The organism is Hydrogenophaga sp., from assembly GCF_011772445.1.
Lineage (GTDB): Bacteria > Pseudomonadota > Gammaproteobacteria > Burkholderiales > Burkholderiaceae_C > Hydrogenophaga.
The window spans coordinates 1-25,842 of sequence record NZ_WVZN01000006.1 but is presented as its reverse complement, the minus strand read 5'-3'; the positions used below and the strand labels follow the sequence as shown (position 1 = coordinate 25,842).

The following is a 25,842-nucleotide window of genomic DNA, read 5'->3' as shown; positions in this document are numbered from 1 at the left end:
CGCTCACGCGTGCGGTCCGGAAACAGAAACTGAAATCTGCACCCTACCGTTCGCGAAATGGAGGGGCGTTGTCCCTCTGTAAGAGCCGAGTTCTTCGGCGCCCGCATCCTTGTAGAACGGAGCTGGCTACCCCCGTCCGAGTCCTTCAAATCTTCGTAACAAAACCGTAACAGAGCTTCGCGACCTTGGCATCAGTAGGAGCGTCAGAGCTGACGTGCCACCCGGGTGGGCAGGTCGCCCTCCAAGACGACGGCTCGCGAACGAACGCTTTTCCAGTAACGGCCTGCACTAGTCTCGGAGCGATGACCCGGCAGAACGCGTGGGAAGTACGCCTGAAAATTGCCGTGCCTCGTGTTCCAACACGAGGGGGCTAGGTGTTCGTTGACGGTGACCGCGGGGGGGGGGGTGCTGTTTCAAGCTTTCTCATCGCCATTGAGGATTCTCATTTCCCATGAGAAAGCGTGAAGCAGCGAGCCCCGAGCTACTTTAGGCGTTCCCAGTTGCTCCCATCGGGACTGATGACGGAGGCTTAGGGCGGTGTCAACTCAATCGGCAGCAGCCCGGTGTGGCGCATCGCGAGGTTCCACCGGTTTGAAGTCCCCTTGCGTTGAACTCGGTTCACCCATCAGTGAAGGGGTTGGCCCCCGTGTTGGGACCGGCTCCCCTCGCCAACGCCGCAGCAGGTAAATCAATAACGTAGCTGCACCCTCGACGTCGCTTACGGGCCTGCGACGCAACCAGATATCAGTCTGCAAGCCAAAAAGTACAACGTCGTTTCAAGCGCGCACGTTTTTGATTTCAAAAAGGAGCTTTTTGAGATGAGCCCGCTTCGCAGCCGACGCGCTGCACCAGGCCGGCGACCATCCGGGCTGACCTCTCTGTCACAGATGCGCAGAACTGACCCGACGCGTGGGGCCGCAGAGCGTGGTCGCGCGCCTATTGGGCTTCTCCTTTCAAGAGAAAGCGTATTTGACATTCTTGAGGCATATTGCGAATAATGGTATCTCTTAAATTGCACAGGACACTGACACTGTTTGCCCCTATAACAGAAATCATTATTGACAATACGGACGGCTATTGCTATAATGGTTACTGTTATGCCCGCCAAGGCGCCTACCCTTTACCCCTCGCAGTCGCGAATGACGGTCGCGCTGGGGCAGCGCCTGCGCGAAGCTCGCCTGCGTAGGCGGTTCACGGTCACGCAGGTGGCCGAGCGCGCCTCAGTGTCCCGGCCCACGCTCAACAAGGTCGAGCAAGGCGACCCCGCCGTGACGCTGGGCACCTACTTGCGCGTGCTGGCTGTGCTCGGGCTGGAACATGACCTGGACCAGGTAGCGGCGCACGACCCGGTGGGCCGTCGGCTGCAAGACGCTGAGCTGAACGTGCCTCGGCGCGCGCCCAAGCGCAAGAAACTCGACAGCCCGTCGGCCCCTCCTTCCGAAGGCGAAACGCCATGAGCCCCGCCGTCAAGAAGTCCGGCGCTCGCGCGAGGCATGCGCCCGAGGCCGCCCCCGCAACCCCTGAGGGCCTCGAAGTCTGGCTCGATGACCCGACGTTCGGCCCGCTCACTCACCTGGGCCGGCTGCACCGCTCGGGCCTGGAATCGGTCCGCTTCGAGTATTCGCCCCTGTGGCTGAAGAACGGGGCTGCTTTCGCGCTCGACCCGGAGCTGTCGCTGGCCAGTGGCAACTTCTATCCGAAGGACTCGAACTTCGGCATCTTCATGGACAGCTGCCCCGACCGCTGGGGCCAGACGCTGATGAAGCGCCGAGAACTGGTCGAGGCCAAGCAGCAAGCGCGCACCCGCCGCGAGATGCGCCCGTGGGACTTCTTCTTGGGCGTGCAGGACGTGACCCGCATGGGCGCCCTGCGTTTCTCCGCACTGCAAAGCGACAAGCAGCTCAAGCAAGGCCTTGCGCCGGAATTGCTCGAAGGCCAGGCCCTGGCCAATCAGGCGCTCGCAGCGCCAGCGCTGACCCACATCGGCGAGCTACAAGAGGTGGCGCTGGAGCTCACGCGCAAGAAGGTCGACGACCTCGACTTGCTGCAGCAGTGGCTGAAAGTGCTGGTGGCGCCCGGCGCGTCCCTGGGCGGCGCACGACCCAAGGCGAATCTGCAAGACGGCCTCGGGCAGCTGTGGATTGCCAAGTTCCCCGGTGCCGACGATGAACACGATTGGGCCCTGCGCGAGATGTTGGTGCACCAGCTGGCCGCAGAGTACGGGCTCAACGTTGCCCCGGCACGCCTGGAGCGAATCGGGCACGGCTTTCACACCTTCGTCACCCGACGCTTCGACCGCCACGCTGGCCGGCGACGGTTCTTCACCTCCGCGATGGCGGTGCTGGGCCGCAGCGACAGCGAAGAAGCGTCGTACCTGGACTTGGCGGAGTTCATCGCGTCCAAGCAAGGCGTCGAGGGCCGCATCGAAGCGGACCTGCGCGAGCTGTTTCGGCGGGTGTTGTTCAACGTGGCCGTCTCGAACCGGGATGACCACCTGCGCAACCACGGCTTCATGCGCGAGGCCACCGGTTGGCGCCTGGCGCCCGCCTACGACATGAACCCGTCGACCAAGAAAGACGGTCACGTGCTAGCGCTGGACGATGCCAGCACGGAGCCCGACCTGGACACAGTTGTGGCCACGGCGGAGCTCTATCGCGTCACGCCGAAGCAGGCGCAAGAGGACCTGGCCCGGCTAAGTCAGGTCATCGGCACCTGGCAAAACAAGGCGCAGCTGCTGGGACTCTCAGGGGAAGACCGGGCAGAGCTGAAGGACTGCTTCCTAGTCTGAGGCCAAGGGGCCCAGCGTCTGGGCGGCCTGAGAGTCCGTCGGCGGCGTTAGCTTGCAGCCGTTGGCAGGGTTAGCTCGCGAGGTTGGTAGTGGAAGCCAGTTTCGACACCCCGTGAAAACGTGTAGGGGCGGTGGTCCGCGTAACTACACTAGGCCCATGATGGGTGGGAGTCGGAGGGCTTGCGCGAGGCGCTAACACAGAGCTCAAACTGTCAGTCGCATCAGGGAGGCGTGCGTGGGTCGCATATCGCAGTTCAACTTTCTTGAAACCGTTTTTCCGCCGTTTACGAACCGCAACGTGAAGCTGTTGGTCGACAAGGCAAATCAGCACATCGCTAAACACCTCAGAGCCAGCAAGTTCTACATGATTGGTGCCCGAGCTGAGGCAAGCTTTGTCAACTACCGTGTGGACGGGGACAAGGCCTTAATCCACGTTGATGTGGAGGTGGGCGACGAAGTCGTCGATTCAGGTGTCATTCACGTGAGCAAATTCAAGGAAATCTCGAAGAACCCTGAGCTGCAGCTGACGCGCGAAGCAGTGTTGATGGGGGGGACCAAGAAGGGCACACATGTGAAGGTTTGGCTCACACCCGACTCGGTGTATTGGGAGGCAGCACGCGGTAGGACGTACCTTGAAGGCTTCAAGAGGCACGACCTTGTATGTTCCTACGACCTTCTATATGTCGGCATTGCAACGAAGCAGGACAGTTACCAAAGACTCATCAAGGACGCGCACCATGGCCGTTTGAAGGTGCTATCTGAGGAGCAGGCGAGAAAGACCGGTGCTCATCCGTCCGACGAAATCATTCTCTTCCTATTTGATATCGACCAGTTGGGGATTCAGACCATCAGCGCGGAGGACCCAGACATCAACCTCTTTCGAGGTTCAGAGCAGGCCCGGGTCGTTGCAGATGCAGAGAAGGCGTTTGTCAAACTGCTAGACCCTGGGTACAACACTGTCAAGTTTCGAAACTATCCCAAGGGCGAGGATGGCCTGTACGGCTTGGGCTTGACGAACTACGCCTACATGTTGAATGAGAATATTCGTTTCAACACCGCGCAGAGCATGTTCAAAGGTGCCTACAGCGAAGCAGGATTCGATAATCGTCAAGACACAATAGTTGTCGAAGGCGACAACGTTGAATTGATATTTGCAAAGGCTGGAGAGTAGTCAGAGGCTGCTGACTACAGCCTGCGACAGGACCAACCGCGTGTAGGGCATCCGGGAGCGCCGAAGCAGCTCTACCTCGAACAATCGAATCCACTCGGCGTTCGAGAAACCGGAGCAGCCCGGCCTGAGCATCGGGCCGTAGGGCCCAGTTCCAGTCAGCAGGTAGTCCCGTGCATTCACGATGTGTGAGGTGCTCATGGCTCCCAGGCGCACGGCTGTTCCGTCGGCGCACTCCCATTTGGGTGTCAGCATCTCGTGCCCTACCTGCTCAGCTGGTTGACCCAGGCAGACGCCGCGCATGTAGCACCCGTGCGAGCGACTCGCGTGTGATAACGAGTTCGACCAGGTCCCCGGGATTCAGCGCACTCCACTCGCCTTCAAACACTTTGCGGCGCACGGCGAACTGGTGCTCTCGGGCGTCCTCGGCCAACAGGAAGTCAGGGTCTATGTGCTGACCAATCACGGTGGCCACAATGGTCAGGGTGGGCTTCTCTTGCATGGGCATCATTTCGGAGGTTTCGGTTTAGGAACGCGGTGTCGGCACCTAAAGTCACGGCGCTTTAGAAGCGACGAGGCGTTTTAGGGCGGCGGCAATCCGCTCGGGCATGCCGGGCGCGGCGATGCCCAGGCGCTCGTCGGTGAGCAGCACTTGGTCGCGTACTTCAGGGGGCCACCCTTCGTCCGTGTCATCAAGGGCCAGCCAGCCGCGTGGCCGCCGGCGCGCCACGTCCTCTAGCACCTGCGTCCCTCGGGGCTTTGCCACGAACGCCTGTTCGTTCATCTCGCTGTGAAAAGTCGCACCCAGCACCCGGTCCCGCAGCCCTGCCGGCAAACGCTTAGCAGCACCATCGCAGCCATACGTACGGACCCAGCTTGTGCTCAGCACGATGAAGACTTCGGGGTACGGCGACAGCAGTTCGTCCAGCAGCGCGGCGTGCTCGAACAGGGTGAAGTGCGGCGGACCGGCGTAGGCTCCGCGCCGCGGGTGCCATAAGACGTTCTCGTGGTGGAGCACGCCGTCGAAGTCGAGATAGAGAGCGAGTTCGCCGCCACCCTTCGGCAGGCGAGACCCAGGATGTAGCCTGAGGCCAGTGTCGGTGCTGCTCAACCAGGCCGTAATGGCGGCTTGGGTTTTCGGTGCGGAAATCCCCAGCTGCGGGTCGCACAGCAGCACGTTGAGGCGGCCCGAGGTGAATTCACGACTGTCGTCGTCAAGGACGAGGTGCGCTGTGACCGCGCCTTTGTTGGCTTGCAGGACTGTCTCGATGGCGATTTCCCGAGGCATCCTTGGCGCGCTGCCAAGAATGCGACCGGAGAGCGGGCCCAGCAGTGCATGCAGCTCGGCATCGGTGTACGCGTACCGCCAGGTCGAATGCACGACGATGCTCACATCGGGCGCGTTGACCAAGAGTGCCTCGAGTGTGGGGAGCCACCGCATCCAGCCCGCCGGGTCAGCGCTCTCCGCTACTGGGTGCAGCACCCCGTCTATGTCCAGAAAAATGATTCGCACGATGGGCCTTTCAGACATGGCTCCGCCCGCGCGGCGCCTTCTGTGCCGCGAAAAGCGAAAGGGTTGATGAGGGTCGCGTTGGGCGCCGGGGCGTCAGTGGCGCAATCGCCTGACCGGCCCGACAACCACGCCCAGGACTTCGAGGGCGGAACGCGGGCGGATGCACTCGTATGCGGGGATGGCGGGTTCCAGATACCAGCGGCCCTGCGCGTCCATCCGCAAGGTCTTGACCGTGAGCTCGTTGTCGACACAGGCGAGCACGATGTCACCCGGCTTGGTCGGCGTGTTGTGCTCCACCGCCAGGACGTCGCCTTCGACGATGCCGGCATCCCGCATGGAGTCGCCCTTCACCCTGTGCATGGTGGTGCGGTTGGGCTCGTCGATGACGTAGTCGTCGACCGTGATGAGCTCAGGCTCCTCCTGCGAGGCGGGCTGGGCCAGGCCGGCGCGAACGAAGCCAAACACGGGGCGCGCGAAGAAGCGCTTGGTCGGTGCGATTCGGCAGTCGACCTTGGTGAGGTAGCCTGCCTCGCACAAGCGCTCGGCCAGGGCGTGGACGCTCGACGTAGAGGCCAGGCCCACGATTTCGGTGAGCTTGGCCATGGGTGGGAAGGCGGCCTCCAGCTTCCAGTGGGTCCGAAGCCTCGCCAAGTACTGCTCGTCCTGCATTTCGCTCTCCGAATGTTCATTCGATGAAAGAACTGTATGGGCGTCCAGTATTGGCGCGCAAGCACCGCCAAATACCCCTCTTCATGTGAGGTATTTAGTTTTAACAACTAGTGCATCTATGCAGCACTGGTGGTGTCTGAGTATCGGCGGGGTCCCGGGACGAAGCGCTCGAAGGCTGGCCACACCCGGAGCACGGCGAGTCGCAACTCACTATGACCTCGCGGACATAGCCGGTGGCTGCGAGCAATTCACCTACAAAAAGCAAAAAACGCATTTCGATAGGTGAATCCAAGAATTTCAAAGGCTTACGCGCGCCACGGGGCTAGAAATCGCGGTGTCGGAAGAGTGAGCTTTCACGGGGCTTCGACGCGCGGGAGCGCCTGCTGACAACCGCTAGCAGCTGGTTTTTTCACGTCTTGTCATCAGAAATGAAAATTATCAAAACCGATGACAAAACTTGAAAAGGCACCACCGCTCGTGCCCGTTTGGGCCCTTGGCTACTGTCAGGATTGCCTCTGTCGATGGCGGCTTGGCCAACTCGCTTGGTGATGAACTGCGCACTGACCTCGTCACCTTGCGCCAGGTCAGGAGGCAAGTGCTAGAGATTCGACCGAAGTGCTGTATGGTTTTGTAAGGGAGGCCGAACGGTTCGCCGGCTTGGCCAGGTTCTTCCAATTTGGCCAGCAGGCCCGGGGGTGTTGCGGATGGCACGCAAGCGCAAGGGGGACTCGGTAAGCGTCCTCGGGGTGGTCTTGGTTGGCCTGGTGGCACTGGTGGCGTCGGTACCCGTCGAGGTGTGGCTCTTTGTCGGTGGGGTGGTCCTTGCCTTCTTTGCCTACCGCTACTTCAAGGCAAAGCCCAGTAGCGAGCCACCCGAGACGCAGCCAATGCCTCAATCGAAAGCCACGCCACGACCCCGTGCCCGCGCGCTGAAGTCTTCTGACATGGACGAGCCGGTATCGGTCACCAGCACAGCTGCTGCATCGCCAAGCACTGACACCAGCGAGTACCGCCTTCCTGCAGCCCCGAAGGGGTTCGGCAACGCGACGTGGCTTGGTGCTGGCCAGCCGGTGAATGTTGCAGGCTTCTCCATACCGGGCGGCCTGATTTACGTGGGCACACGCCTGAAGACGCCTTCTGGCGACAACGACCCGTGCCTCATCGACCCCTCACTGAGTGTGTCCAAGAGCGGTGACTATACCGAGCGGCAAATGGGCTACTGGCCCAGCTACGGCGCCATCTCGAGCAGCGCGCGCGGCGCTTACCTGAAGTGGCTCGCGGGCGGCCGACAGGACCCCTCCGCCGACATCGGCTATGTGTTCCTGTTCTTCTACGGGCTGGAGCGACGCGCCATTCTTGATGCCTCTTCAGATGCTGCGGCTCGGGCCGAATGGCCGGTCATCGCGGAAGAACTGCGACGCCTACTTGACATCTACGGGCAAAAGTCAGGTTCGTTCCGGCGCTACGCCGTTGAACTGCTCAACTGGGTCTCTACCGTCGAGCACCCTGAGCGCTTGTACGAGAAGGCGGTTCCGAGCTTTCCCCGCTCCCTCGAGCTACCGCTGTACGTCCGTCATGCACTAGGTATTGCAGCCGTGGACGGTGTGCCGGTTCCAGCAGGACTTGCGCTTGCCTGGGCGCGTCTTGAGCCAGGTGTCGTGCTGCGCACCCCCGCGATTCGGTGTCCCGAACAGTTCGATGCCCTGTTCGTGCAGAAGTACGAGCAGCAGTTCGGCGCGGGCATGGTATTGCCACGTAATCGCACCAAGCTCAAGCTGGTATATCGCCCGGCATCAGCGGGCTTCCGTGGTTACAACGACCTAAGGCTCACCTTCGGGGAGGTGCCCGACGTGTCGGTACTCACGGGACCGGTGAAGAAGCTGCAGGACCTGGTCGATGCCACTTCGAAGGAGCTCGAGTCCTACAGCCGCTTCGTTGGCAAGAGTGTCACCGGAAAGAACTCGCTCGAAGGGCTGCTGCAGCTACCGCCCACGTTGTGGCCAGAACAGGCGCAGAAGGCATTGCAGCAGCTCAAAGCCCGGATGGGTGAAGGCATGGTCGCAATGCCGTTCCAGGACCTGCTGAACGCCCTGGGTGCTACGACGGCGTTCACCAAGGACAAGACGCTCTCGCTGGCTCGCACGCTGGAGTCTGCCAACGTGGGCTTCGAGCCGGACGTCCTGGCCGGGGCGAAGACGCCCAAGCCCGAGGAAAAGGTGGTTCTCTTCGCGTTGCCGCCGTCCGAGCAGCTGTCACGCACGAACGGGCCGTACCTAGCGGCGGCGCTGACGCTACAACTCGCATCGGCGGTTGCGACCTCCGACGGGGAGTTCGGCATCAAGGAGATGGGCCACCTTCGAGAGACTGTGCTCTCCTGGACGCACCTCACCCCAGGCCAGAAGCGACGACTGCTGGCGCACCTGCGCTTGCTGATGCAGGCGCCAGCGTCCCTGACTGCATTGAAGAAGAAGTTCGAACCCCTCGAACTCAACGTCAGGGAGACCATTGCTGCGTTCATGGCAACGGTTGCCCAGTCAGACGGTGAGGTGTCTCCTGGAGAAGTAAAGATGCTCGAGAAGGTCTACAAGGCCCTGGGCGTCGACTCAAAGAAGGTGTTCTCCGACGTCCACGCTGTCGCTGCGGGCACGAAGCCGACCGCGGCGGCCGTCGCCAAGGTCGAGGAGTCCGGCTTCAAGCTCGACCCGGCCCGTATCGCCGCGCTCCAGAAGGACACCGAGAAGGTCTCTGCGCTCCTCGCGAACATCTTCACCGACACCGACGAACCTGCTGTGGCAGTGGCCGAGCCCGTCGAGGCGGAAACCGAGGCCGAGCCAAGCGAAGCCTCTGCGGGTCTGCTGGGCCTGGACGAAGCCCACACCTCACTTGCCCGGATGATGCTCTCGCGCCCCGAGTGGAGCCGTGCCGAGCTGCTGGACGTGGCCGCCGACCTTGACCTCATGCTGGACGGCGCTCTGGAGCACATCAACGAGGCGGCGTTTGAGGCGCATGACATGGCGCTGTTCGAGGGCGAAGACCCTGTGACGGTGAACACTGAGATTCTGGACAAGGTGGAAGCATGACGACAACGATTCGCCCCAGGGACCGCGACGCGGTCATTCAGTCGCTGCGCGCCGGGGTGGTGCCTCGCACGGGCCAGCACCTGGTGCAGGTCGGTCGAACACGGGAAATCGAGACCCTGCTCACCGACATCGAGCGCATTGCGGACGGTGGCTCGGCCTTTCGGGTGGTCGTGGGCGAGTACGGCGCCGGCAAGACCTTCTTCCTGAACCTGGTGCGCGCGGTGGGCATGGAGAAGAAGCTGGTCGTGGCCAGCGCGGACCTGAACCCGGACCGGCGCCTGCACGCCAGTGGCGGCCAGGCGCGCTCGCTCTACGCCGAGCTGATGCGTAACCTCTCGACCCGCACCAAGCCGGAGGGCGGCGCCGTGAGCGGCATCGTCGAGAAGTTCATCGCAACGGCGAAGACCGAAGCCAAGGCATCTGGTCAGACCACCGAGGCCGTCTTGCGTCAGAAGCTCGACCACCTGACCGAATTGGTGAACGGCTACGACTTTGCCGACGTCATCGCCGCGTACTGCCGTGGCTTCGAAGAAGGCAATGAGCAGCTCAAGTCGGATGCGGTCCGCTGGCTGCGTGGTGAGTTCTCGACCAAGACCGACGCGAAGCAGGCGCTCGGTGTGCGGACCATCGTTGACGATGCCGCTGTCTACGACCAGCTGAAGCTGATGGCGCGCTTTGTCCGGCTGGCCGGGTTCTCCGGGCTGCTGGTGAGCCTGGATGAGTTGGTGAACCTCTACAAGCTGGCCAACACCCAGGCACGCAACGCGAACTACGAGCAGATTCTGCGCATCCTCAACGACTCCCTCCAGGGCACCGCTGTGGGCCTTGGCTTCGTGCTGGGTGGCACGCCCGAGTTCCTGCTGGACACGCGAAGGGGGCTCTACAGCTACCCCGCTCTGCAAAGCCGCCTGGCACAGAACACCTTCGCCTCCGGGGGACTGGTCGACTTCAGCGGGCCAGTCGTTCGCTTGTCCAGCCTGACCCCAGAGGACTTCTACGTGCTCCTGCAGAAGATTCGCCATGTGAACGCCAGTGGCGACCCGGTCAAGTACCTGCTGCCCGACCAAGGCATCTACAGTTTCATGGAGCACTGCTCCAAACGCATCGGTGACACCTACTTCCGTACACCCAGGACGACCATCACGGCCTTCATCAACCTGTTGGCTGTGCTGGAGCAAAACGCCGGGACTACCTGGCAGGAGCTGCTCGGGGGGCTGGAGGTGCTTCCTGACAACGGCGCCACCGGGGACCAGGTCGTCGAGGCCGAAGGAGACGATGAGTTCGCCTCGTTCAAGATGTGATGTAGATGGCTGAGACCCAGTCATCTGCATTCCACCTCCTCGATGAGCGCATCCAGCGCTTCATCTGGGCCGAGGGCTGGGAGTCCCTGCGAGACGCGCAAGAGGCTGTCATTCCCCTCATCGTGCCCGGCGACAAGGACGTCATCGTGGCTGCGGCCACCGCCGCAGGCAAGACCGAGGCCGCCTTCCTACCGGCACTGACCCACCTGTTGCAGCGGGAGAAGCCTGGGCTCATCGTCTACATCAGCCCCTTGAAGGCGCTCATCAACGACCAGTTCGGGCGATTGGACCGCCTCTGTGAGCAGCTCGAGGTTCCGGTTTGGCCGTGGCACGGAGACATCTCGTCTTCCAGCAAGACGCGGTTCTTGACCAAGCGCCAGGGCGTCCTGCTCATCACGCCAGAGTCGCTGGAAGCGCTACTCTGCAACCGCGGTACCGCTTTGAGCGCCGTCTTCGGCGAGGCGGCATTCTTTGTCGTCGATGAGCTGCACGCGTTCATCGGCAGCGAGAGAGGCAAGCAGCTGCAGTCGCTCATGCACAGAGTCCAGGTAGCCATAGAGCGCACGGTGCCACGCGTCGGGCTGTCAGCCACACTTGGGGACATGCGCCTCGCGGCCGACTTTCTGCGGCCCAGTGCGGGGGAGTGGGTTCAGATAGTTGAGTCCAAGGCTTCAGTTGCCGAGCTCAAGGTCCTGGTGAAGGGCTATGAGGAGCCCTCGGTGGTCCTGAGAGAAGGTGATGACGAGGTAGAGAGCGAAGACTCTGAGCCCACAACACCTGGCCTCATCGCAGCCCACCTGTTCAAGGTGCTGCGCGGCTCAAACAATCTCGTGTTCCCGAACTCTCGGCGCGAGGTAGAGCGCTACACGCACCTGCTCAACGAGATGTGCCTGAAGGAGCAGGTGCCCAACGAGTTCTGGCCGCACCACGGCAGCCTGTCCAAGGAGATTCGCACCGAGACCGAAGCGGCGCTAAAGCAGAAGGAGCAGCCGGCGTCGGCCATTTGCACCAACACGCTGGAGCTCGGCATCGACATCGGCGCAGTCAAAAGCGTCGTGCAAATTGGACCGCCTCCGCAGGTGGCCAGCTTGCGCCAACGGCTTGGGCGCTCTGGGCGCCGAAAGGGTGAGCCCGCCATCTTGCGCGGCTACTGCATCGAGGACGCCTTGGACCCCAGGTCGTCCCTGGACAGTCTGCTTCGCCTGGGCACTGTCCAGATGGCGGCCATGGTGTCGCTTCTCCTGCAGAAGTGGTTCGAGCCGCCGCGCGCTCACGGTGCCCACTTGTCAACGCTGGTGCAACAGGTCCTTTCGGTGGTTGCCCAGCGAGGAGGCGCGACCATCGGTCAGCTTTACGCGCTCCTGTGCGCACCCGGCACACCCTTTCAGGGGCTCTCCAAGGAGGAATTCGCGCAGCTGGTGCGGCAGCTAGGTGCCAAGGAGCTGCTGACCCAGGACTCGTCTGGACTGCTTCTGCATGGCAGGCTGGGCGAGAAGTTCGTGAACCACTACTCCTTCTATGCCGCGTTCGCTGCGGACGAGGAGTTCCGCATCGTCAGCGCGGGGCGCATGTTGGGCACGCTGCCGGTCTCTCAGATGCTCACCACCGGGCAGCGCATCCTATTTGCCGGAAAGACCTGGCTCGTGGAGAGCGTTGATGAGCCCCAGAAGACGATTTTTGTGGTCCGTGCTGGCGGCGGCGTTCCCCCGCTGTTCAACGGCGGGGCTGGCCGGGTTCACACGCGCGTAAGGCAGGAGATGCGCCGGCTGTTGGAGTCCAACGAGTCGCTGCCTTTCCTCGATGAGGTGGCTCAGCGCTTTCTCTCTGAGGGTCGCCAGCAGTACGCTGACCGAGCGCTTTCCACGGAGTTCGTGCTGAATCAGGGGCGAGAACTCATGCTTCTGACCTGGCTGGGGGACTCAGCCAATGAAGCGATTGCCGCACTGCTGATTCGACGGGGGTTTGTGGCCAGCCCGGCTGGCCCAGGAGTTGAAGTACGCCTAGATGGCCGCTCCGCGCAGGATGTCTTGGATGCGCTGAGCGACGCGGCTGTCGACGAACCCCCGTCGCTGGACATGCTGCTCCAAGACGTCAGCAACCTTCAGCGGGAGAAATGGGACTGGGCGCTGCCGGATGGTCTGCTTCGCAAGGCGTACGCGAGCCTGAACCTAGACTTGGACGAAGGCCTTGCTTGGGCTAGAGCCAGCACCGCGGAGTGAGCACTCCGCTAATGTTGCTCACCACCGCAGGCCGGGAGCGGACCTATGTTGGACCGACGTGAGTGCTCTACAGTCGGGCCAAGCGCAACATAAAGGGAGGCTAGCTGGTAATGTGGGCCGACAACGAAACGACTATTGACTACCTGAACTTTGGAGTCGTTGCAGACGCGTGCGCCAAGCTCCTGCAGCAGGCTCAGGGGGTGCCACTCTCTGTAGGCGTGTCCGGTGGCTGGGGTGTCGGCAAGACCTCACTGGTCCGGATGATTGAAGGCCGACTGAAGCAGGCTGACTCGCCAGGGAAGAACACCTATGTCGTTGTCACCTTCAACCCATGGCTCTATCAGGACTTCGAGGGCGCCCGCAGCGCATTGCTCCAACTCGTCGGCGATGAGGTTCTGCGGCTCGCCGCAAAGGATGAGGCCCTACTGAAGAAGGCGAAGAGGCTGCTAAAGCGAATCAACCTCCTCCGTCTGGCCCAACTGGGTGGAGAAGCGGCAGCGACGCTGTATACGGGCGTCCCCGTAGGCAGCATCGGCGCCGCCGTCATGAAGGTTGGAGGGTTTTTCGGACTCGGCGGAGGCGACGGTGAGCCCGGCGACGGCGAGGGCGAGAAGGGCAAGGACGACAAGGGGGCTGCTGACGGTCTGCTAAAGCCGGCCGAGCCCGTCTCGCTGCCCAGCGAGATTCAAGCGTTCCGCAACGCGCTCGAAGAGCTGCTCGAGGAGCTAAAGGTCACGCTGGTCGTGTTCGTGGACGACCTGGACCGCTGCCTGCCCAAGACTGCCATCTCCACGCTCGAGTCGATTCGGCTCCTTCTCTTCCTCAAGCGGAGTGCTTTCGTTGTCGCGGCTGACAACGAGTTCATCCGTGGGGCGGTGCGGGTGCACTTCGAGGGCACCAGTATCTCGGGTGAAGTTGCGACGAACTACTTCGACAAGCTCATCCAGGTGCCGCTTCATGTTCCGCGACTCGGCATCAACGAAGCCAAGGCGTACCTGGCACTGCTGCTGATGGAACGCGCCCACTCCGACGGCGACTTCGACAAGACCGGTTTCGAGGCTGCGAGGGAAGCCATTCCAAAGCGCCTGCAGACGAGTTGGAAGGGCGACGCTGTAACTTCGGAGTTCTTGCAGAGCCTCGTCGGCTTGGGCAACACACGCATGCTCGAGTTGATGAAGTTGGCCGAAGGCTTGGCTCCGCTGCTCACCCAGTCGAGCGCTGTCAATGCGAACCCTCGGCTCATGAAGCGGTTCCTCAACACGGTCTACCTTCGGTCAGCGTTGGCCACACCGCAAGGCATCGACCTTGACATCCCGTCCCTTGCAAAATGGCACCTCGTGGAGCGATGCGACGAGACGCTCGCAAATGCGCTGGCGGCAAGGGTGACCTCGGCCGCCGATGGGCGAGTGCCGGTCCTGCATGAGGCAGAAGCGGCTGCAGCAAGCGGCGCGGTGCTTCCCGAGCCGTTCAAGGATGACCGTTTCACGCGCGAATGGCTGCAGCTGCAGCCGCCGCTGGGCGAAACCGACCTTCGCCCTCTGCTGCACTTGAGCAGAGACACGGCGACTCGGGACTTTGGCGCCGACAACATGACTACCGAAGGGCGCGCCTTGCGAGACGCCTTGGTCAGCGCGACAGCGTCGAATGCGCCGCTGACCGAAGCCATCAGGGCCGCTGGAGCGATTCAGGCCGGCATGGCGATGGCCAAGGCATGGCAGCTCAAGGCGGCCAAGCGCACCTGGCGCTCAGGCGAAGATGTCGTCCCGCTCCTTGAGCCCTGCAAGGTCTACCCGGAGCTGGCCGCCCAAGCTTCTGCGCTTCTCGCCGAAGCACCGGTCGGCAAGGTTGGGCCCGGCATCATCCCGCCGCTATATGCACAGCTTTGGGCGCGGCCCATCGTTGACAAGTGGGAAGCGGACTCGTCAACTGAGCGGCCCACGAAGGCTGCCATCGTGCAGGCGAAGAAGGGAGCCCGGTAGTGGGAACTTCTACTTCAAGCTCGGGCGGTAAGGCGGGCTCACCATTCGACCCAGAGTGGCTATCGTCTGACACCTCGGGCGCGGGAGTTGCAGGCGACGACGGTCATGCCGAGCCTGGCCAAGATGGGGGCGACGAATCCGGCGAGGCATCCGACGCGGGCATTGCCGACATCCAAGCGGGTAAGGCTGCAGCCGTCGACGGGGCGCTCGCGCCTAGTCGCAGGTTTGCCGACGCTCGCACCAAGATGTCGACCTTCCTCGGGGGTGGCGGGAGTGAGTCGCTCCGCTCTGCGGCCAAAAGTATGGTCACAAAGGGCATGGGTGGTTCGCGCCGCGCCGCCTCGACCATGCGAGGCACTGCCCAAGGCGCGGGCGCGCTCGGCCAGTTCTTGGCGTCTGCCCGCGACCGTTCAGACCCTCGCGTTGCCAACTGGGTTGACCGAACTCGGCAGGCGAACCTCGCTGCCGACGACCTCATCTTGGAACTGGTCAAGGAGGTCATGCCCGATACCGGCAGCGTGGACGACGAGTCATTGCGCAATGCCGCTGCTGAAGCGCTGGGCCTGCTCTATGAGCTCAACCCCGACATTGATATCTTTAATCTCAGCGATGCGCAAATTCACGACGTAATGGCCATCACGATTGCCAACGATGTTTGCAACCGCATGGACCTGCAGCTCGGTCAGGCATACGAGAAGCTGAAGTACGACGCACAACAGATTCAGGTTTATCGGAAGGACGTGAAGGAGTACGTTCAATCGGAAGTTCGGGTCGTGATGGAACGACTCGGTACAACGGGGCTCGACCCCAAGCGTCTCGCTCGAGACGTACTGCAGTCGGCGATGGAGGTGTTTGCATCATGATGAAAGTGCTATGCACGTCCGTTGACCATTTGCCATCCACGCTCGCCGAGGAAGAACGCGCCTTCACGCTTTTTAGGAGCGCTAAGCGCGCTGGCATCGGCACCGTAGCCCAAGGTTGGCGCGGGTCCTTAAAGCGAAAGGGGTTCGCACCGACCGTGCAGGCCTGGGACTTCGTGCAGTTCTGCCTGTCGGTTTGCGCGGCCGACCTCTGTTGCCCGCGGAACACGAGCGCGGACGGCTGGACGCGAATGATTGAGCTCACGGTCGCGCTGAATGAGCCGTTGCGTTGGGCACCCTGGAAGGCGCATGCCGAGCGACTGCTGAAGGTTCTGACCGGTGACTACTGGACGCTGAATTTCGTTGACGGGGGAGTCACCCCGCCCAATGGCAAACCTCAACCTTGGGCGCAGGACTGCGTATGTCTGCTATCGGGCGGCCTTGACAGCCTCATCGGCGGCATCAATCTGGTGACAGAGGGGCGTCAGCCGGTCTTCGTGTCGCAGCTGGCGCACGAGGACTCAGACCGCCAGCGGCGATACGCGGCTCTGCTTGGGGGCGGCGCTACCCACATGCAGTGGAGCCACGGTATCAGCTTCTCAGGCAACCGTGAGGCCTCGACGCGGGGCCGGTCGTTGGCGTTCTATGGGTTTGCGGTTATGGCTGCCTCAAGGATTGCTGGCGCCCCAGTGCAGGTCTTCATCCCCGAGAACGGATTCATCTGCATCAACCCTCCACTGGTTCCCGGCCGGGTAGCCAGCCTCAGCACACGGACAACACACCCGTTGTTCATTGCTGAGTTGCAAGAGCTCCTCGAAGGCCTGGGCATCGCAGTACGGCTTGAGTTGCCCTATCGATTCAAGACGAAGGGCGAGATGCTTCGCGAGTGCGCGGACCAGGCCCTGCTCGAGTCGGTCGCCTCCGACTCAACGAGCTGTGGTCGGTTCCGGACGTACAACCGCACCCACTGCGGCCGTTGCGTGCCTTGCCTGATTCGCAGGGCGGCGTTCTTGGCATGGGGACCAGGGCGCGACACGACAAGGTACGCGTACCCATCCGTGGTTGGCTCCGACAAGTCCAGCGGCCCGGACGACCCTATGGCCGCGGCGCTGGCTGTGCTCTCGGTCCGGGAAAAGGGGCTGGACCGCTTCTTGGGCGCCACCCTTGCCTTTGCGTCGCCCGCCGAGCGAGCCGGGTATCGGCAGGTCCTTCAATCGGGGTTCAACGAGCTTGAGGCGCTGCTCCAGGCAGATGGGCTGCTGTGATGGACTTCCACTGCCACCTAGACCTCTACCCTGGGGCACGGGAGGTCTACCGCGAAGCGGCCAAGCGCAATGAGTTCACTTGGTTGGTGACCACAAGCCCTAAGGCGTTCGCAGCCACGTCGCGTGCGCTAGAGCCTTTGCCGACAGTGCTCATGACACCGGGGTTGCATCCGGAGATTGCACACGAGCGTGCAGCAGAGCTGGACTTGCTGTTGGAGCAGATTGCCGGGGCGAAGGCAGTTGGTGAAGTAGGCCTGGACGGGTCCCCTCGGTTTCGGGCTCACTACCAGGTTCAGCGCCGCATCTTCAGCGCAGTCATTGCGCGCTGCGTCGAGGTGGGCGGTCGCACGCTCAGTATTCACTCCCGCCGCGCTGTCAGGGATGTGCTGGGAGAGTTGGGGCGGAACCCGAACTTTGGGACAGCGGTGTTGCACTGGTTCTCGGGGACCCCTGCTGAGCTAAGGGCGGCTGCGGCTCTCGGTTGTTGGTTCAGCATCGGCCCGGCGATGTTCGACTCTGCAAGCGGCAAAGCTTTGGCCGCCGCGATGCCCCGCGACCGAGTCGTGCCTGAGAGCGACGGCCCCTTTGCGAAGATTGAAGGCAAGCCGGTGATGCCTTGGAGCGAGAGTCAGACGGCCGAGGGGTTGGCGCCTCTGTGGCGTCTATCGACCGAGGAGACTACTAGTGCGCTCGCTCAGAACGGGCGCGCGCTTCTCAAGCTGATAGGGTGGTAGCGTTACCAGGGTTTGATGCGCTTGCCGAAGTCGCGTCCAGCTTCTATGCCGCGGCCGCTCTGATTCGACATAAGCTTTTATTACAAATGAGTGTGGTTGTCAGCTCAATAGCACTCAACAAGACGCAATAGAACGCCTGCACTCGATTGCCTTCAGGGAGTCAACTTCAGCATGCACGTCACCTTTGGCCTATTCCTGGACGCCCGCCAGGGCCCGTCACCGACGAACTTCTTCAACAGCCCTCTTGTCGGTCGGCTGGGCTTCCTCTCCCTGCTGGAAACCTACCTTGGCTTGTCGGCACCCGAGGCCTCGTTCGCGAAGCGAGTAGCGGTCTACTCCGGCCTCCTTCGCGCGCACGACAATGGCTCCCGCTTCTACAGCGAGTCCCTGCAGGCAGACAGCATCGGTACCGCCGCACGCCTCCTGGCCTGGCGAGACGAGTGGCGCCTCGGCGGCTGGGACGGCAGTGCAAAGCCTACGCATCCAGCGCGGATTCAGGAGCTTTCCGCCATCGAGACGGCCGCTGCCGGCAAGCTCCCGCCCGGGGAGGCCGAGCGCTTGCACCTGGTAGTGCAAGCCCTTCGCGAGTCCGGCCCTGGCCCCATCAAGTCGGTTCACCTCGTTGACCCGCCCGAAGACTTCCCTCTCCTTTGGCGGCAAGTGCTCGACCTCCTGCCTGCCGTTGAGGTCCGTCTCCCCGAACCACAGGGCACAGGGTATCTCCGCGCGGTGCAGGAGCAGGCGCTGGCCGTTCTGGCCGGCCACCCTGCTGGCAAGTTGGGCGCGCCGCCCGACGGCAGCGTCCTGTTGGTGCACGCCCTCGCGGCCACAACCGCGGCGCACTGGCTGAGCGCCCATAACTCGTACGAGCCGGGCGACCGGCTGGTCCTTGCCGAGGACGCCGGAGATGGCCTCGACGTGACCCTGTCCGCAACTGGCGGGGTCAACTGTGGGTTCGAACACCCGAGCCAGCTCCGCCCTGCCCTTCAGGCACTACCTCTTGCCCTCGAGCTGTGCTGGACGCCCCTCGACATCAACCGGCTGCTGGACTTCCTCACCCACCCGGTGGGCCCGTTCAGCCGCCGCGCGAGGAGCACCCTCGCCCGCGCTGTGTCTAAACAGCCCGGGATTGGCGGGGAGGCATGGACCGCAGCCAAGGCCAAGCTCGCCACGGGAGAGGACGCCCAGGAAGTCGCCGACGAAATTGCCTTCTGGCTGGAATCCGAGCGCTGGACGCGCACCAACGGAGTGCCCGTCGACGTACTCATCGCCCGGGTTGACCGACTGAAAGAAGCGATGCGGCGGCGTCTCACAGGTGAGTCCGCTGATGTGGCGATTTTCCTGGCTGCGCATCGCCAGTGCGCAGCCGTCCAGGACGCGCTGACCGAACTCGCCAGCCAGGGTCTGGCGACGGTGCTGCCTCGGCAAGTCGAGCAGCTGGTCGCGCACGCCACGCCTGCAGGGGCGACCAACCCTGCCGCGGTTTCGCATGTCGGCTGCATGCGTTCTGCCAGCACTCCAGCCGCCTGTGTCGAAGCCGCCGACGAAGTGGTCTGGTGGATGCCGTCCACCCCCGCACTGCCGTCGCCGCTTCCTTGGTCGCTATCCGAAGTTGAAGCTCTCACCCAGCTGGGTGTCCAGCTGCGAGACCCGGCACGCGAGCTGGTATCGCTGGCAGCGCAGTGGCTTCGCCCGCTGCTTGCAGCGCGCAAGCGCTTTGTCCTCGTCTGCCCGCCCCCTGGCGCCGAGGTACATCCGATTCGTCTGCTGCTCAAGAAGCTACTGCCCGCAATCGAAAACACCGCCATCGACCTTGATGCGGCGATAGGTTCCACTTTCATCGCTTCCACAGCCGCAGCACTGGCACCACAGCCTTTGCCGAGGCCACCTCGACTCGTTCAACTCCCGCAGCCCGTAAAGCTCAGTGACTCCGCGCAGTCGTTCACCACACTCAACGAACTCTTCAACGACCCTGCCCTTTTCGTGCTCAAGCGAGTGGCGGACCTGGAGCCCACCTCGGCCCTGACCGTGGAGGAAGACAACCGCCTGCTCGGCATCCTTGCGCACCGTGTGTTCGAGAAACTCTTCGAGCACGCGGCCGCGCTGACTTGGTCGAACCCCGATGCTGTCGCCCGGTTCCGCGCCGAGGCCGACACCCTCCTGCAGACAGAAGGTGCCGTCCTGCTGATGCAGGGCGCGGGCGTCAGCCAGCAGCACTTCCGAAAGGTCTGCGAGGGCGCCATATGCAGCCTGCTCGACCATCTGAGGTCGGCCGGGGCTACTCAAGTTCAGACCGAGGTCGCGTTCTCTGGAACCCTGGGTGCAGTACCGCTGGCCGGCAAGATTGACCTGCTGGTCACGCTCGATGACAAGCGAACCGTCGCCCTCGACATGAAGTGGCGGAGCGACAACTACTACGCTGGGCTGCTTCGCTCGGGCGAGCACCTGCAACTCGCGCTCTACTCCAGTCTCGTCGAGCAAAAGAACGGTGCCGCACCTGCCGCGCTCGGCTATTTCATCTTGGAGAGCGGTGCGCTCTACATCACAGCAGCAGACATCTTCCCGAAGGCGCAGGTCAGGCGGCCGCCAGAAGGGGTAACCGTCGCCACCCTGCTGGACCAGGCACGCGCGACTTGGAACTGGCGTAAGCAACAGCTGGACGACGGGGTCATCGATGTAGTTCCGGTAGACCCACCAGATGACTTCAAGGGGCCCGACGGAACACTTCCAGTAAAGGGCCCCAACAGCCGCTTCGACGGAGACCACCTCGTCTTGCTCGGAGGCTGGGAACAATGAACAACATCGAGTTCATCAGCGCAGGCGCTGGCAGCGGCAAGACCTACAAGCTGACCGAGACCCTCGCCCAAGCGCTCGAGTCTGGTGCGGCACGCCCTCACGCCATTCTGGCCACAACCTTTACGGTGAAGGCCGCCACCGAACTGCGAGAGCGCGCCCGTTCCTGGCTTCTTGAGAAGGGACGCATCGACCTGGCCACCGCCATTGGCCAAGCCCGGCTGGGCACCGTCAATAGCGTTTGCGGCCAGATGCTTAAGCGGTTCTGCTTCGAGCTGGGCCTGTCGCCTGACCAGACCGTCCTGGGTGAAGGGCAATCCAAGCGACTGCTCAAATCCACCCTGGCCGAGTCCATGGATGCCGCCGCGCAAGCGGAACTGGTGGGGCTGACCGAGCGGTTCGGAATCGAGCAGGCGGACTGGTCCAAGACCGTCGAGGCTGTCGTCAAGGCCGCGCTCGACAATGACATTGCGCCTGCGGCGCTTCGCGCGATGGGCGCGCAGAACGCGGACGCGATGCTTGCGAACTGGCCTGCTCCGAGTACAGGCCCAGACCCCACCGCAGTGCTGAGCGCCGCGCTTAGCAAGGCGCACCAGGAAGTTGCCGCTTTCGTCGAGCAGCGAATGGCTGCAGGCGAACAAGTGCCCCAGAACCTTACAAAGGGCCTGGACGCGCTGCAGAAGCTGGAGCGCGCATTCCGTGAGGACCGCTGGTGCTGGCCCGACTGGATAGGCGCGGCAGGTATCGACGTTGGCGCCAAGGCCAAGAACATCGTGGAGCAAGTCAAGGCCGCCGCTCAAGCCCACGAGTCTCATCCCGCCTTTCATGCCGAGGTCCGCCAGTACCTGGAGCTGGTGTTCAACCTGGCCGCCGACGTTCTCGACGCCTACGAGCAGGCCAAGAAAGCACTGGGTGCCGTCGACTTCAGCGACCAGGAGGTCCTGCTGCTGCGGGCGTTGAGGACAAAGCCCAGCGTCCGCGAGGCCCTGGCGGCCGAGCTGGACCTCGTCATGGTCGACGAGTTCCAGGACACCAGCCCCCTTCAGTTGGCGCTTTTCGTGGAGTTGGCCAAGCTAGCCAAGCGGTCAGTGTGGGTCGGCGACCCCAAGCAGGCCATCTATGGGTTCCGCGGCACGGACGCGAGCCTCATCGCTGGCGTCCTGGGCGCCATCAAGGATTGGGGTGGAACCATTGGGAAGGCCCTCGACACCTCCAGGCGTTCCGTCGAGGGTCTCGTTGCGCTCACCAACGGCGTGTTCGGGTCTGCGTTCGAGCCCGAACTGACGCCAGCGCAGGTTCAGCTGCAACCGCTGCGAAAGGACATCCCGGACCAAGCAGTACTCCTGAATTGGAGCTTCGAGAGCAGCCGAAACGACTCGGACTACCTGGGGCTTGGACAAGCCGTCCGCGAACTGCTGGCTTCCGGGGTAATGGTCGAAGACAAGGACACCAAGCAGCTGCGACCGATTCAAGCCGGCGATGTCGGGGTGCTGTGCCGTTACAACGACCAAGTCGAGTTTGCCGTCACGTCGCTCACCCGCTGGGGAATCCCTTCAGCCAGCCCACGCTCCGGCCTGCTGGGGACTGCCGAGGCCACCTACGTGATGGCATGCCTGCGGCGCCTGAACGACCCGACCGACACGGTCGCGACGGCGCTGGTTCTCACCCTGGCCGAAGGTATGCCGGTCGAGACATGGCTTCAAGACCGGCTGCAGCACCTTGCCACCGCGGGAGCCAAATCCCATGAGTGGAAGACGACCGGCGACAACGCCCATCCGCTGCTGGCCCGATTGGAAGAGCTGCGTCCAACGCTCAACGCCTTGACTCCCCAGGAAGCCCTCCGACTTGCCGCTGCTGAGTCCCAGGTCGCGCGCCTGGTCGGCCAATGGTCGGCCTCTCCTCACGAGAGCCGCAATCGGCTGGCCAACGTCGAAGCGCTGGTCGAGTTCGGCAAGACTTTCGAGGACGAGTGCGTTGCCGCGAAGCGGCCGGCAACCGTCAGCGGCATGCTGCGCTGGCTGGACGAACTCGCCAGCGCAGAAGACGACAACCGGGCGACCTCGGCAGACAACTCGGTCACGGTCCTGACCTACCACGGTGCCAAGGGCCTGGAGTGGCCCGTCGTCGTGCTGACAAGCCTCGATGCGACGGCGCGCAGCTCACTCTGGGGCGTCCGCGCCAGGACAGTCGACGCCTTCGACCCACAGCAGCCGCTGGCCAACCGCTTCGTCCACTGCTGGCTGAAGACCTGGGGCAAGCGGTCCCAGCCCCAAGCGGCCCTGAATGCGGAAGGTAGCGACATTGGCAAAGCCATGCAGGCCGAAGCCCTGGCGGAGAACAGGCGCCTGCTCTACGTCGGCCTGACCCGCGCGCGCGACATGAACGTGGCCGTGTCCTTCGTTCGTTCGCGAGGACCTGGGCGTGCCTGGGTTGGCGAGATTCAAGGCGCAACCGAGCTGTTGTTCGGCGACTCGGGCGCCGTGGCGCTACCTTGCGGCCGGCAGCTCTCCCGCCTGACAAAGTCATGGAGCAAGGACGAATGCGCTGTCGAGCCACCGGCCAAAGCGCCCGAGACGTGCCACTGGTTCACCCCGCGGCCACGGATGCAAGGCGAACCCCTATGGCATCGTCCAAGCGCCGCCTCGGGCGGGGCCTTCAAGGTCGCTGAGACAGACGCCGTCGGTGTGCGGCTGAGCCTGGCGGGCAAGCCGGACATGGCGTCGCTGGGCACGGCGCTCCACCTGTGCATCGCGCGCGCCGGAGTGCTTGGCGGCGTTTCAGCCCCGGATGTCGAACGCATCTTGAAGACCTGGACCGTCGCTCACTGCGTGGACAAGGATGCTGTTTGCGCCCAGGTCGCTGCATTCCAGGCGTGGATTGGTGCTCGCTGGCCCGGTTGCCCGGTCCATGTCGAAGTTCCCGTGGAGGCCGATGGCCCGAACGGGACCCGCATCCGTGGCCGCATTGACTTGCTGGTCGAAGCGCACGACGGGTGGGTCCTCCTGGACCACAAGTCGAACCCCGGTGGGGCTGCCCGAGACGAGGACTTGGTGGCTGAGCATGGTCCTCAGCTCGAGTCCTACGGCCACGCCCTCCTAGCCGCGACCGGCAAGCCCGTGAGCCAGCGGTGGCTCTACCTGCCGGTGGCTGCACGAGCCGTTCGCTTGGCTTGACGGTCTCGTACAGAGCTACTTGCCATCCTGCCTTTGTGGACTGCAACCTACCTCTGATTTGACCAGCCTATGAGCAGTGACCGAACTGCGTTCTGGAGCATTCAGCCGGGAAGTCCCAATCCCAGGCAGCAGTTGAGCGAGCTCGTCCTGGCGTGGGGGAAGGACGTTCACACCGGAGAGGCACGGTACATCTTCGAGCTCGATGAAACGCATCGCGGCTCGAAATGCAACTGCGTCTGCTACTGCTGCGGCGAGCCGCTGACGGCCGTGAATGCCGCCAAAGCCGAGTGGAGGAAGCGACCGCACTTCAGGCACCCCGACGGCACTGACCGGCACTCCTGCCTCGTGTTGACAGCCCGCGCCGCGGCTCTCGAACTGCTAGAGATGCAGGACCGCGTAGTGCTCCCCGCTCGACGAGTGTCTGCCCAGGTTGTCGGGTTGAGCGGTGCCGCGTACTCCGCATGGATTTCTCAGCCGGCGGAGGCGGTGAACATACGGAGCTTCAAGCCACTTGACCAAGTACGCGCCCTGTTGACGCTCGAGGACGGCAGGACTGTCGTCGTTCAGCTCACGGGCTCCCTGTCTGAAGAACTCGACGGCGCCTTACATCCTGTCGTCCAGGTCGTGATGGACGACCCCACCCTGGCCGCGCTAGACCCCAACGAGCTCAAGGGGCGACTGCATCTCTTGGTGGAGGCCGGGAGTTGGCATGGGCAGCACTGGTCGGACGCCTCCCTGGCCGAGCAAGCGCATGCGCTCGCCACCGCAAAGGCTGTTGCCGCTCTTGACTGGCTTCCTGACGAAGCGTTGCAGGACCTTGGCCCAACAGCCGGCAGGGAGTCGTTGCTGCATTGGCTAACGAAGGACGTCCTCAGGCGAGAGGAGCGCCTGCGCGTACCGGAACTTGTTCTCCGAGAGCATCTCGGCGGCGCCGGCTCAAAGCTGCACCATGAAGTTGCTCGGCGCGACGAGAGCCTGCTTGAGCTCTCGAACGTCCGGCTGGAAGAGAAGGTCGGCCAGATTCGTCCCGACCTCATCGCGCAGTTTGTTGACCCCGTAGACGGCGCGCGGGGGACCTTGCTCATAGAGGTCACGGTCACTAACGCAATCACGGCCGAGCGACTTGACCGAATCCGCGCGGAAGGCTTCGCGGCTCTCGAAATCAATGTCGGGAGTCTCGGGGGAACGCTGTCCCGAGCCGAGTTCACAGCTTTGGTGGTTCATGAACTGGCCGCGAAGCGGTGGCTTGCCCATCCTTGGCTCGACGAAAAAGCGGCGACCAGAGCAGCGCAGCTGGAGCTAGAACTTCAGGCTGATGAGCAGGAATTGGCGCGGCTGCGGAGCGAGTACCTGGCGGCTGTGAAGAGTCTCGCTGCTCTTCGTGCAGAGGATGCCCAAACCCAAGAAGCCAGGCAACTCCAGGAGTCGACTTGCGAGCACATCGCACAGCTTGGGAAAGAGCTTGCGTTGTACGGCCTGGTTCAAGGAGATGACCCAGTCCTGTACGCGTGGCAAGGAAGCGTCCTCGACCGGCTGCTCTCGATTCAGGAGAACGCGGCCTGGGGGTATCGCGTAGAGACGCTGTGGCAGGTGTTGAACACAGCCCTTGTAGAGAAGGCAGAGGACAAGCTTTGTTGGCACACCCTCTACCTCATGGCGCTCAGGGCGTACAAGCCGACCTTGGAACCCCAGCACCGTGCGCGCGTCACCCAGTGGCGTGAGAAGGTTCGGCAAGACCTTGAAAGCTGCAGTCAGCGAGGTGTCGAGTCGGTGTACAAACGGAGCCGACGTTTCGACCCGCTCTTGGGTTTTCTATTCCCTGAGATGCGGGAGTTACTGGCTCGCCCTCTGCCTGGCGAAGGGACGGGCAGGCGTCCTGGTCGTGCACCCTCACAACCCCGAGACGTAAACCGGAGGCCAACGAACAGCAGTGCGCCGATGCACTGGAGCCGCGAGCCAGACTGGCTAAAGGGTGCAGAACTCGAGGACTGGAAGCGAAAGAATCCTGAGGCGGCAGTGGCTTGGGACGACTGGCTCAAGCGCAGAGCACGCTGATACCACCCGACTTTCGCAGCCCATGAAATGTGTCCTGGCCGGGGTAAAGTGACACAGCCAGGCGAGTTGAGGGGGAGCCGAGTCTTCGAGCCGGCTGCAAATGCAACGCAATAGTCTTGTGATGGCAAAGCACAATAGTCTTGCAATCGCAAAGCACAATAGTCTTGCAATCGTAGCGGGCTACGCTAGCCCGGATATTTCACGCATGTAGCCAACGGCGTGCGCAGCGGGGCATCGCGGCGCGG

Annotated in this window: 16 protein-coding genes; 13 read left to right on the top strand and 3 right to left on the bottom strand. The window is 63.0% G+C overall.

The window, feature by feature from the left end; all coding sequences use genetic code 11:
- Positions 1-1,139: 1,139 nt before the first annotated feature.
- From GTO19_RS02840 to GTO19_RS02830, 3 genes are all read left to right on the top strand, one after another.
- A complete protein-coding gene (locus GTO19_RS02840) occupies positions 1,140-1,457 on the top strand; it encodes a helix-turn-helix domain-containing protein (protein ID WP_291018321.1) in 318 nt (105 codons plus the stop codon).
- Complete coding sequence (locus GTO19_RS02835) at positions 1,454-2,788, top strand: type II toxin-antitoxin system HipA family toxin (RefSeq protein WP_291018318.1); 1,335 nt, start codon at positions 1,454-1,456, stop codon at positions 2,786-2,788. The genes GTO19_RS02840 and GTO19_RS02835 overlap by 4 nt, the downstream gene beginning before the upstream one ends.
- A 298-nt stretch (positions 2,789-3,086) precedes the next feature.
- Positions 3,087-3,959 (top strand): hypothetical protein, encoded by an 873-nt coding sequence (locus tag GTO19_RS02830; RefSeq protein ID WP_291018316.1) that lies wholly within the window; start codon positions 3,087-3,089, stop codon positions 3,957-3,959.
- 268 nt (positions 3,960-4,227) lie between these two features.
- On the opposite strand, the gene GTO19_RS02825 is transcribed toward GTO19_RS02830, so the two are convergent.
- From GTO19_RS02825 to GTO19_RS02815, 3 genes are all read right to left on the bottom strand, one after another.
- Positions 4,228-4,458, bottom strand: a complete 231-nt coding sequence (locus tag GTO19_RS02825; protein ID WP_291018313.1) for a hypothetical protein — start codon at positions 4,456-4,458, stop codon at positions 4,228-4,230.
- 51 nt (positions 4,459-4,509) lie between these two features.
- Positions 4,510-5,487 carry an HAD domain-containing protein gene (locus GTO19_RS02820; protein WP_291018310.1) on the bottom strand — a complete coding sequence of 326 codons (978 nt, stop codon included), beginning with the start codon at positions 5,485-5,487 and terminating at the stop codon, positions 4,510-4,512.
- Between the two features lie 75 nt (positions 5,488-5,562).
- On the bottom strand, positions 5,563-6,138 hold the full coding sequence (locus GTO19_RS02815) for a S24 family peptidase (protein WP_291018307.1): 576 nt from the start codon (positions 6,136-6,138) through the stop codon (positions 5,563-5,565).
- A gap of 704 nt (positions 6,139-6,842) precedes the next feature.
- Between GTO19_RS02815 and GTO19_RS02810 the strand changes: the two genes are divergently transcribed.
- From GTO19_RS02810 to GTO19_RS02765, 10 genes are all read left to right on the top strand, one after another.
- Positions 6,843-9,218 (top strand): TerB N-terminal domain-containing protein, encoded by a 2,376-nt coding sequence (locus GTO19_RS02810; RefSeq protein WP_291018304.1) that lies wholly within the window; start codon positions 6,843-6,845, stop codon positions 9,216-9,218.
- The gene (locus GTO19_RS02805) at positions 9,215-10,519 is read left to right on the top strand and encodes an ATP-binding protein (protein WP_291018302.1); all 1,305 of its coding nucleotides are present in this window, start codon (positions 9,215-9,217) and stop codon (positions 10,517-10,519) included. Before GTO19_RS02810 ends, GTO19_RS02805 begins: the two co-directional genes overlap by 4 nt.
- Positions 10,520-10,524: 5 nt before the next feature.
- Entirely contained in the window at positions 10,525-12,738 is a 2,214-nt protein-coding gene (locus GTO19_RS02800) for a DEAD/DEAH box helicase (protein WP_291018299.1), read from the top strand.
- A gap of 110 nt (positions 12,739-12,848) precedes the next feature.
- Positions 12,849-14,717, top strand: a complete 1,869-nt coding sequence (locus GTO19_RS02795; protein WP_291018296.1) for a P-loop NTPase fold protein — start codon at positions 12,849-12,851, stop codon at positions 14,715-14,717.
- A gap of 245 nt (positions 14,718-14,962) precedes the next feature.
- A complete protein-coding gene (qatB, locus tag GTO19_RS02790; RefSeq protein ID WP_291018293.1) occupies positions 14,963-15,580 on the top strand; it encodes a Qat anti-phage system associated protein QatB in 618 nt (205 codons plus the stop codon).
- The gene (gene qatC, locus GTO19_RS02785; RefSeq protein ID WP_291018291.1) at positions 15,577-16,842 is read left to right on the top strand and encodes a Qat anti-phage system QueC-like protein QatC; all 1,266 of its coding nucleotides are present in this window, start codon (positions 15,577-15,579) and stop codon (positions 16,840-16,842) included. Before qatB ends, qatC begins: the two co-directional genes overlap by 4 nt.
- Positions 16,842-17,576 (top strand): Qat anti-phage system TatD family nuclease QatD, encoded by a 735-nt coding sequence (qatD, locus tag GTO19_RS02780; RefSeq protein ID WP_291018288.1) that lies wholly within the window; start codon positions 16,842-16,844, stop codon positions 17,574-17,576. The genes qatC and qatD overlap by 1 nt, the downstream gene beginning before the upstream one ends.
- Positions 17,577-17,747: 171 nt before the next feature.
- Complete coding sequence (locus GTO19_RS02775; RefSeq protein ID WP_291018286.1) at positions 17,748-20,372, top strand: PD-(D/E)XK nuclease family protein; 2,625 nt, start codon at positions 17,748-17,750, stop codon at positions 20,370-20,372.
- Positions 20,369-23,542, top strand: a complete 3,174-nt coding sequence (locus GTO19_RS02770) for an exodeoxyribonuclease V subunit beta (protein WP_291018284.1) — start codon at positions 20,369-20,371, stop codon at positions 23,540-23,542. Before GTO19_RS02775 ends, GTO19_RS02770 begins: the two co-directional genes overlap by 4 nt.
- 132 nt (positions 23,543-23,674) lie before the next feature.
- Positions 23,675-25,597 carry a hypothetical protein gene (locus tag GTO19_RS02765; RefSeq protein ID WP_291018282.1) on the top strand — a complete coding sequence of 641 codons (1,923 nt, stop codon included), beginning with the start codon at positions 23,675-23,677 and terminating at the stop codon, positions 25,595-25,597.
- Positions 25,598-25,842: the final 245 nt, after the last annotated feature.

Excerpts from the sequence above, each read along its gene's own strand:
- GTO19_RS02840 (WP_291018321.1), top strand. The coding sequence starts at position 1,140 with ATGACGGTCGCGCTGGGGCAGCGCCTGCGCGAAGCTCGCCTGCGTAGG.
- GTO19_RS02835 (WP_291018318.1), top strand. The coding sequence starts at position 1,454 with ATGAGCCCCGCCGTCAAGAAGTCCGGCGCTCGCGCGAGGCATGCGCCC.
- GTO19_RS02825 (WP_291018313.1), bottom strand. The coding sequence starts at position 4,458 with ATGCAAGAGAAGCCCACCCTGACCATTGTGGCCACCGTGATTGGTCAG.
- GTO19_RS02820 (WP_291018310.1), bottom strand. The coding sequence starts at position 5,487 with ATGTCTGAAAGGCCCATCGTGCGAATCATTTTTCTGGACATAGACGGG.
- GTO19_RS02815 (WP_291018307.1), bottom strand. The coding sequence starts at position 6,138 with ATGCAGGACGAGCAGTACTTGGCGAGGCTTCGGACCCACTGGAAGCTG.
- GTO19_RS02810 (WP_291018304.1), top strand. The coding sequence starts at position 6,843 with ATGGCACGCAAGCGCAAGGGGGACTCGGTAAGCGTCCTCGGGGTGGTC.
- GTO19_RS02805 (WP_291018302.1), top strand. The coding sequence starts at position 9,215 with ATGACGACAACGATTCGCCCCAGGGACCGCGACGCGGTCATTCAGTCG.
- GTO19_RS02800 (WP_291018299.1), top strand. The coding sequence starts at position 10,525 with ATGGCTGAGACCCAGTCATCTGCATTCCACCTCCTCGATGAGCGCATC.
- GTO19_RS02795 (WP_291018296.1), top strand. The coding sequence starts at position 12,849 with ATGTGGGCCGACAACGAAACGACTATTGACTACCTGAACTTTGGAGTC.
- qatB (WP_291018293.1), top strand. The coding sequence starts at position 14,963 with ATGTCGACCTTCCTCGGGGGTGGCGGGAGTGAGTCGCTCCGCTCTGCG.
- qatC (WP_291018291.1), top strand. The coding sequence starts at position 15,577 with ATGATGAAAGTGCTATGCACGTCCGTTGACCATTTGCCATCCACGCTC.
- qatD (WP_291018288.1), top strand. The coding sequence starts at position 16,842 with ATGGACTTCCACTGCCACCTAGACCTCTACCCTGGGGCACGGGAGGTC.
- GTO19_RS02775 (WP_291018286.1), top strand. The coding sequence starts at position 17,748 with ATGCACGTCACCTTTGGCCTATTCCTGGACGCCCGCCAGGGCCCGTCA.
- GTO19_RS02770 (WP_291018284.1), top strand. The coding sequence starts at position 20,369 with ATGAACAACATCGAGTTCATCAGCGCAGGCGCTGGCAGCGGCAAGACC.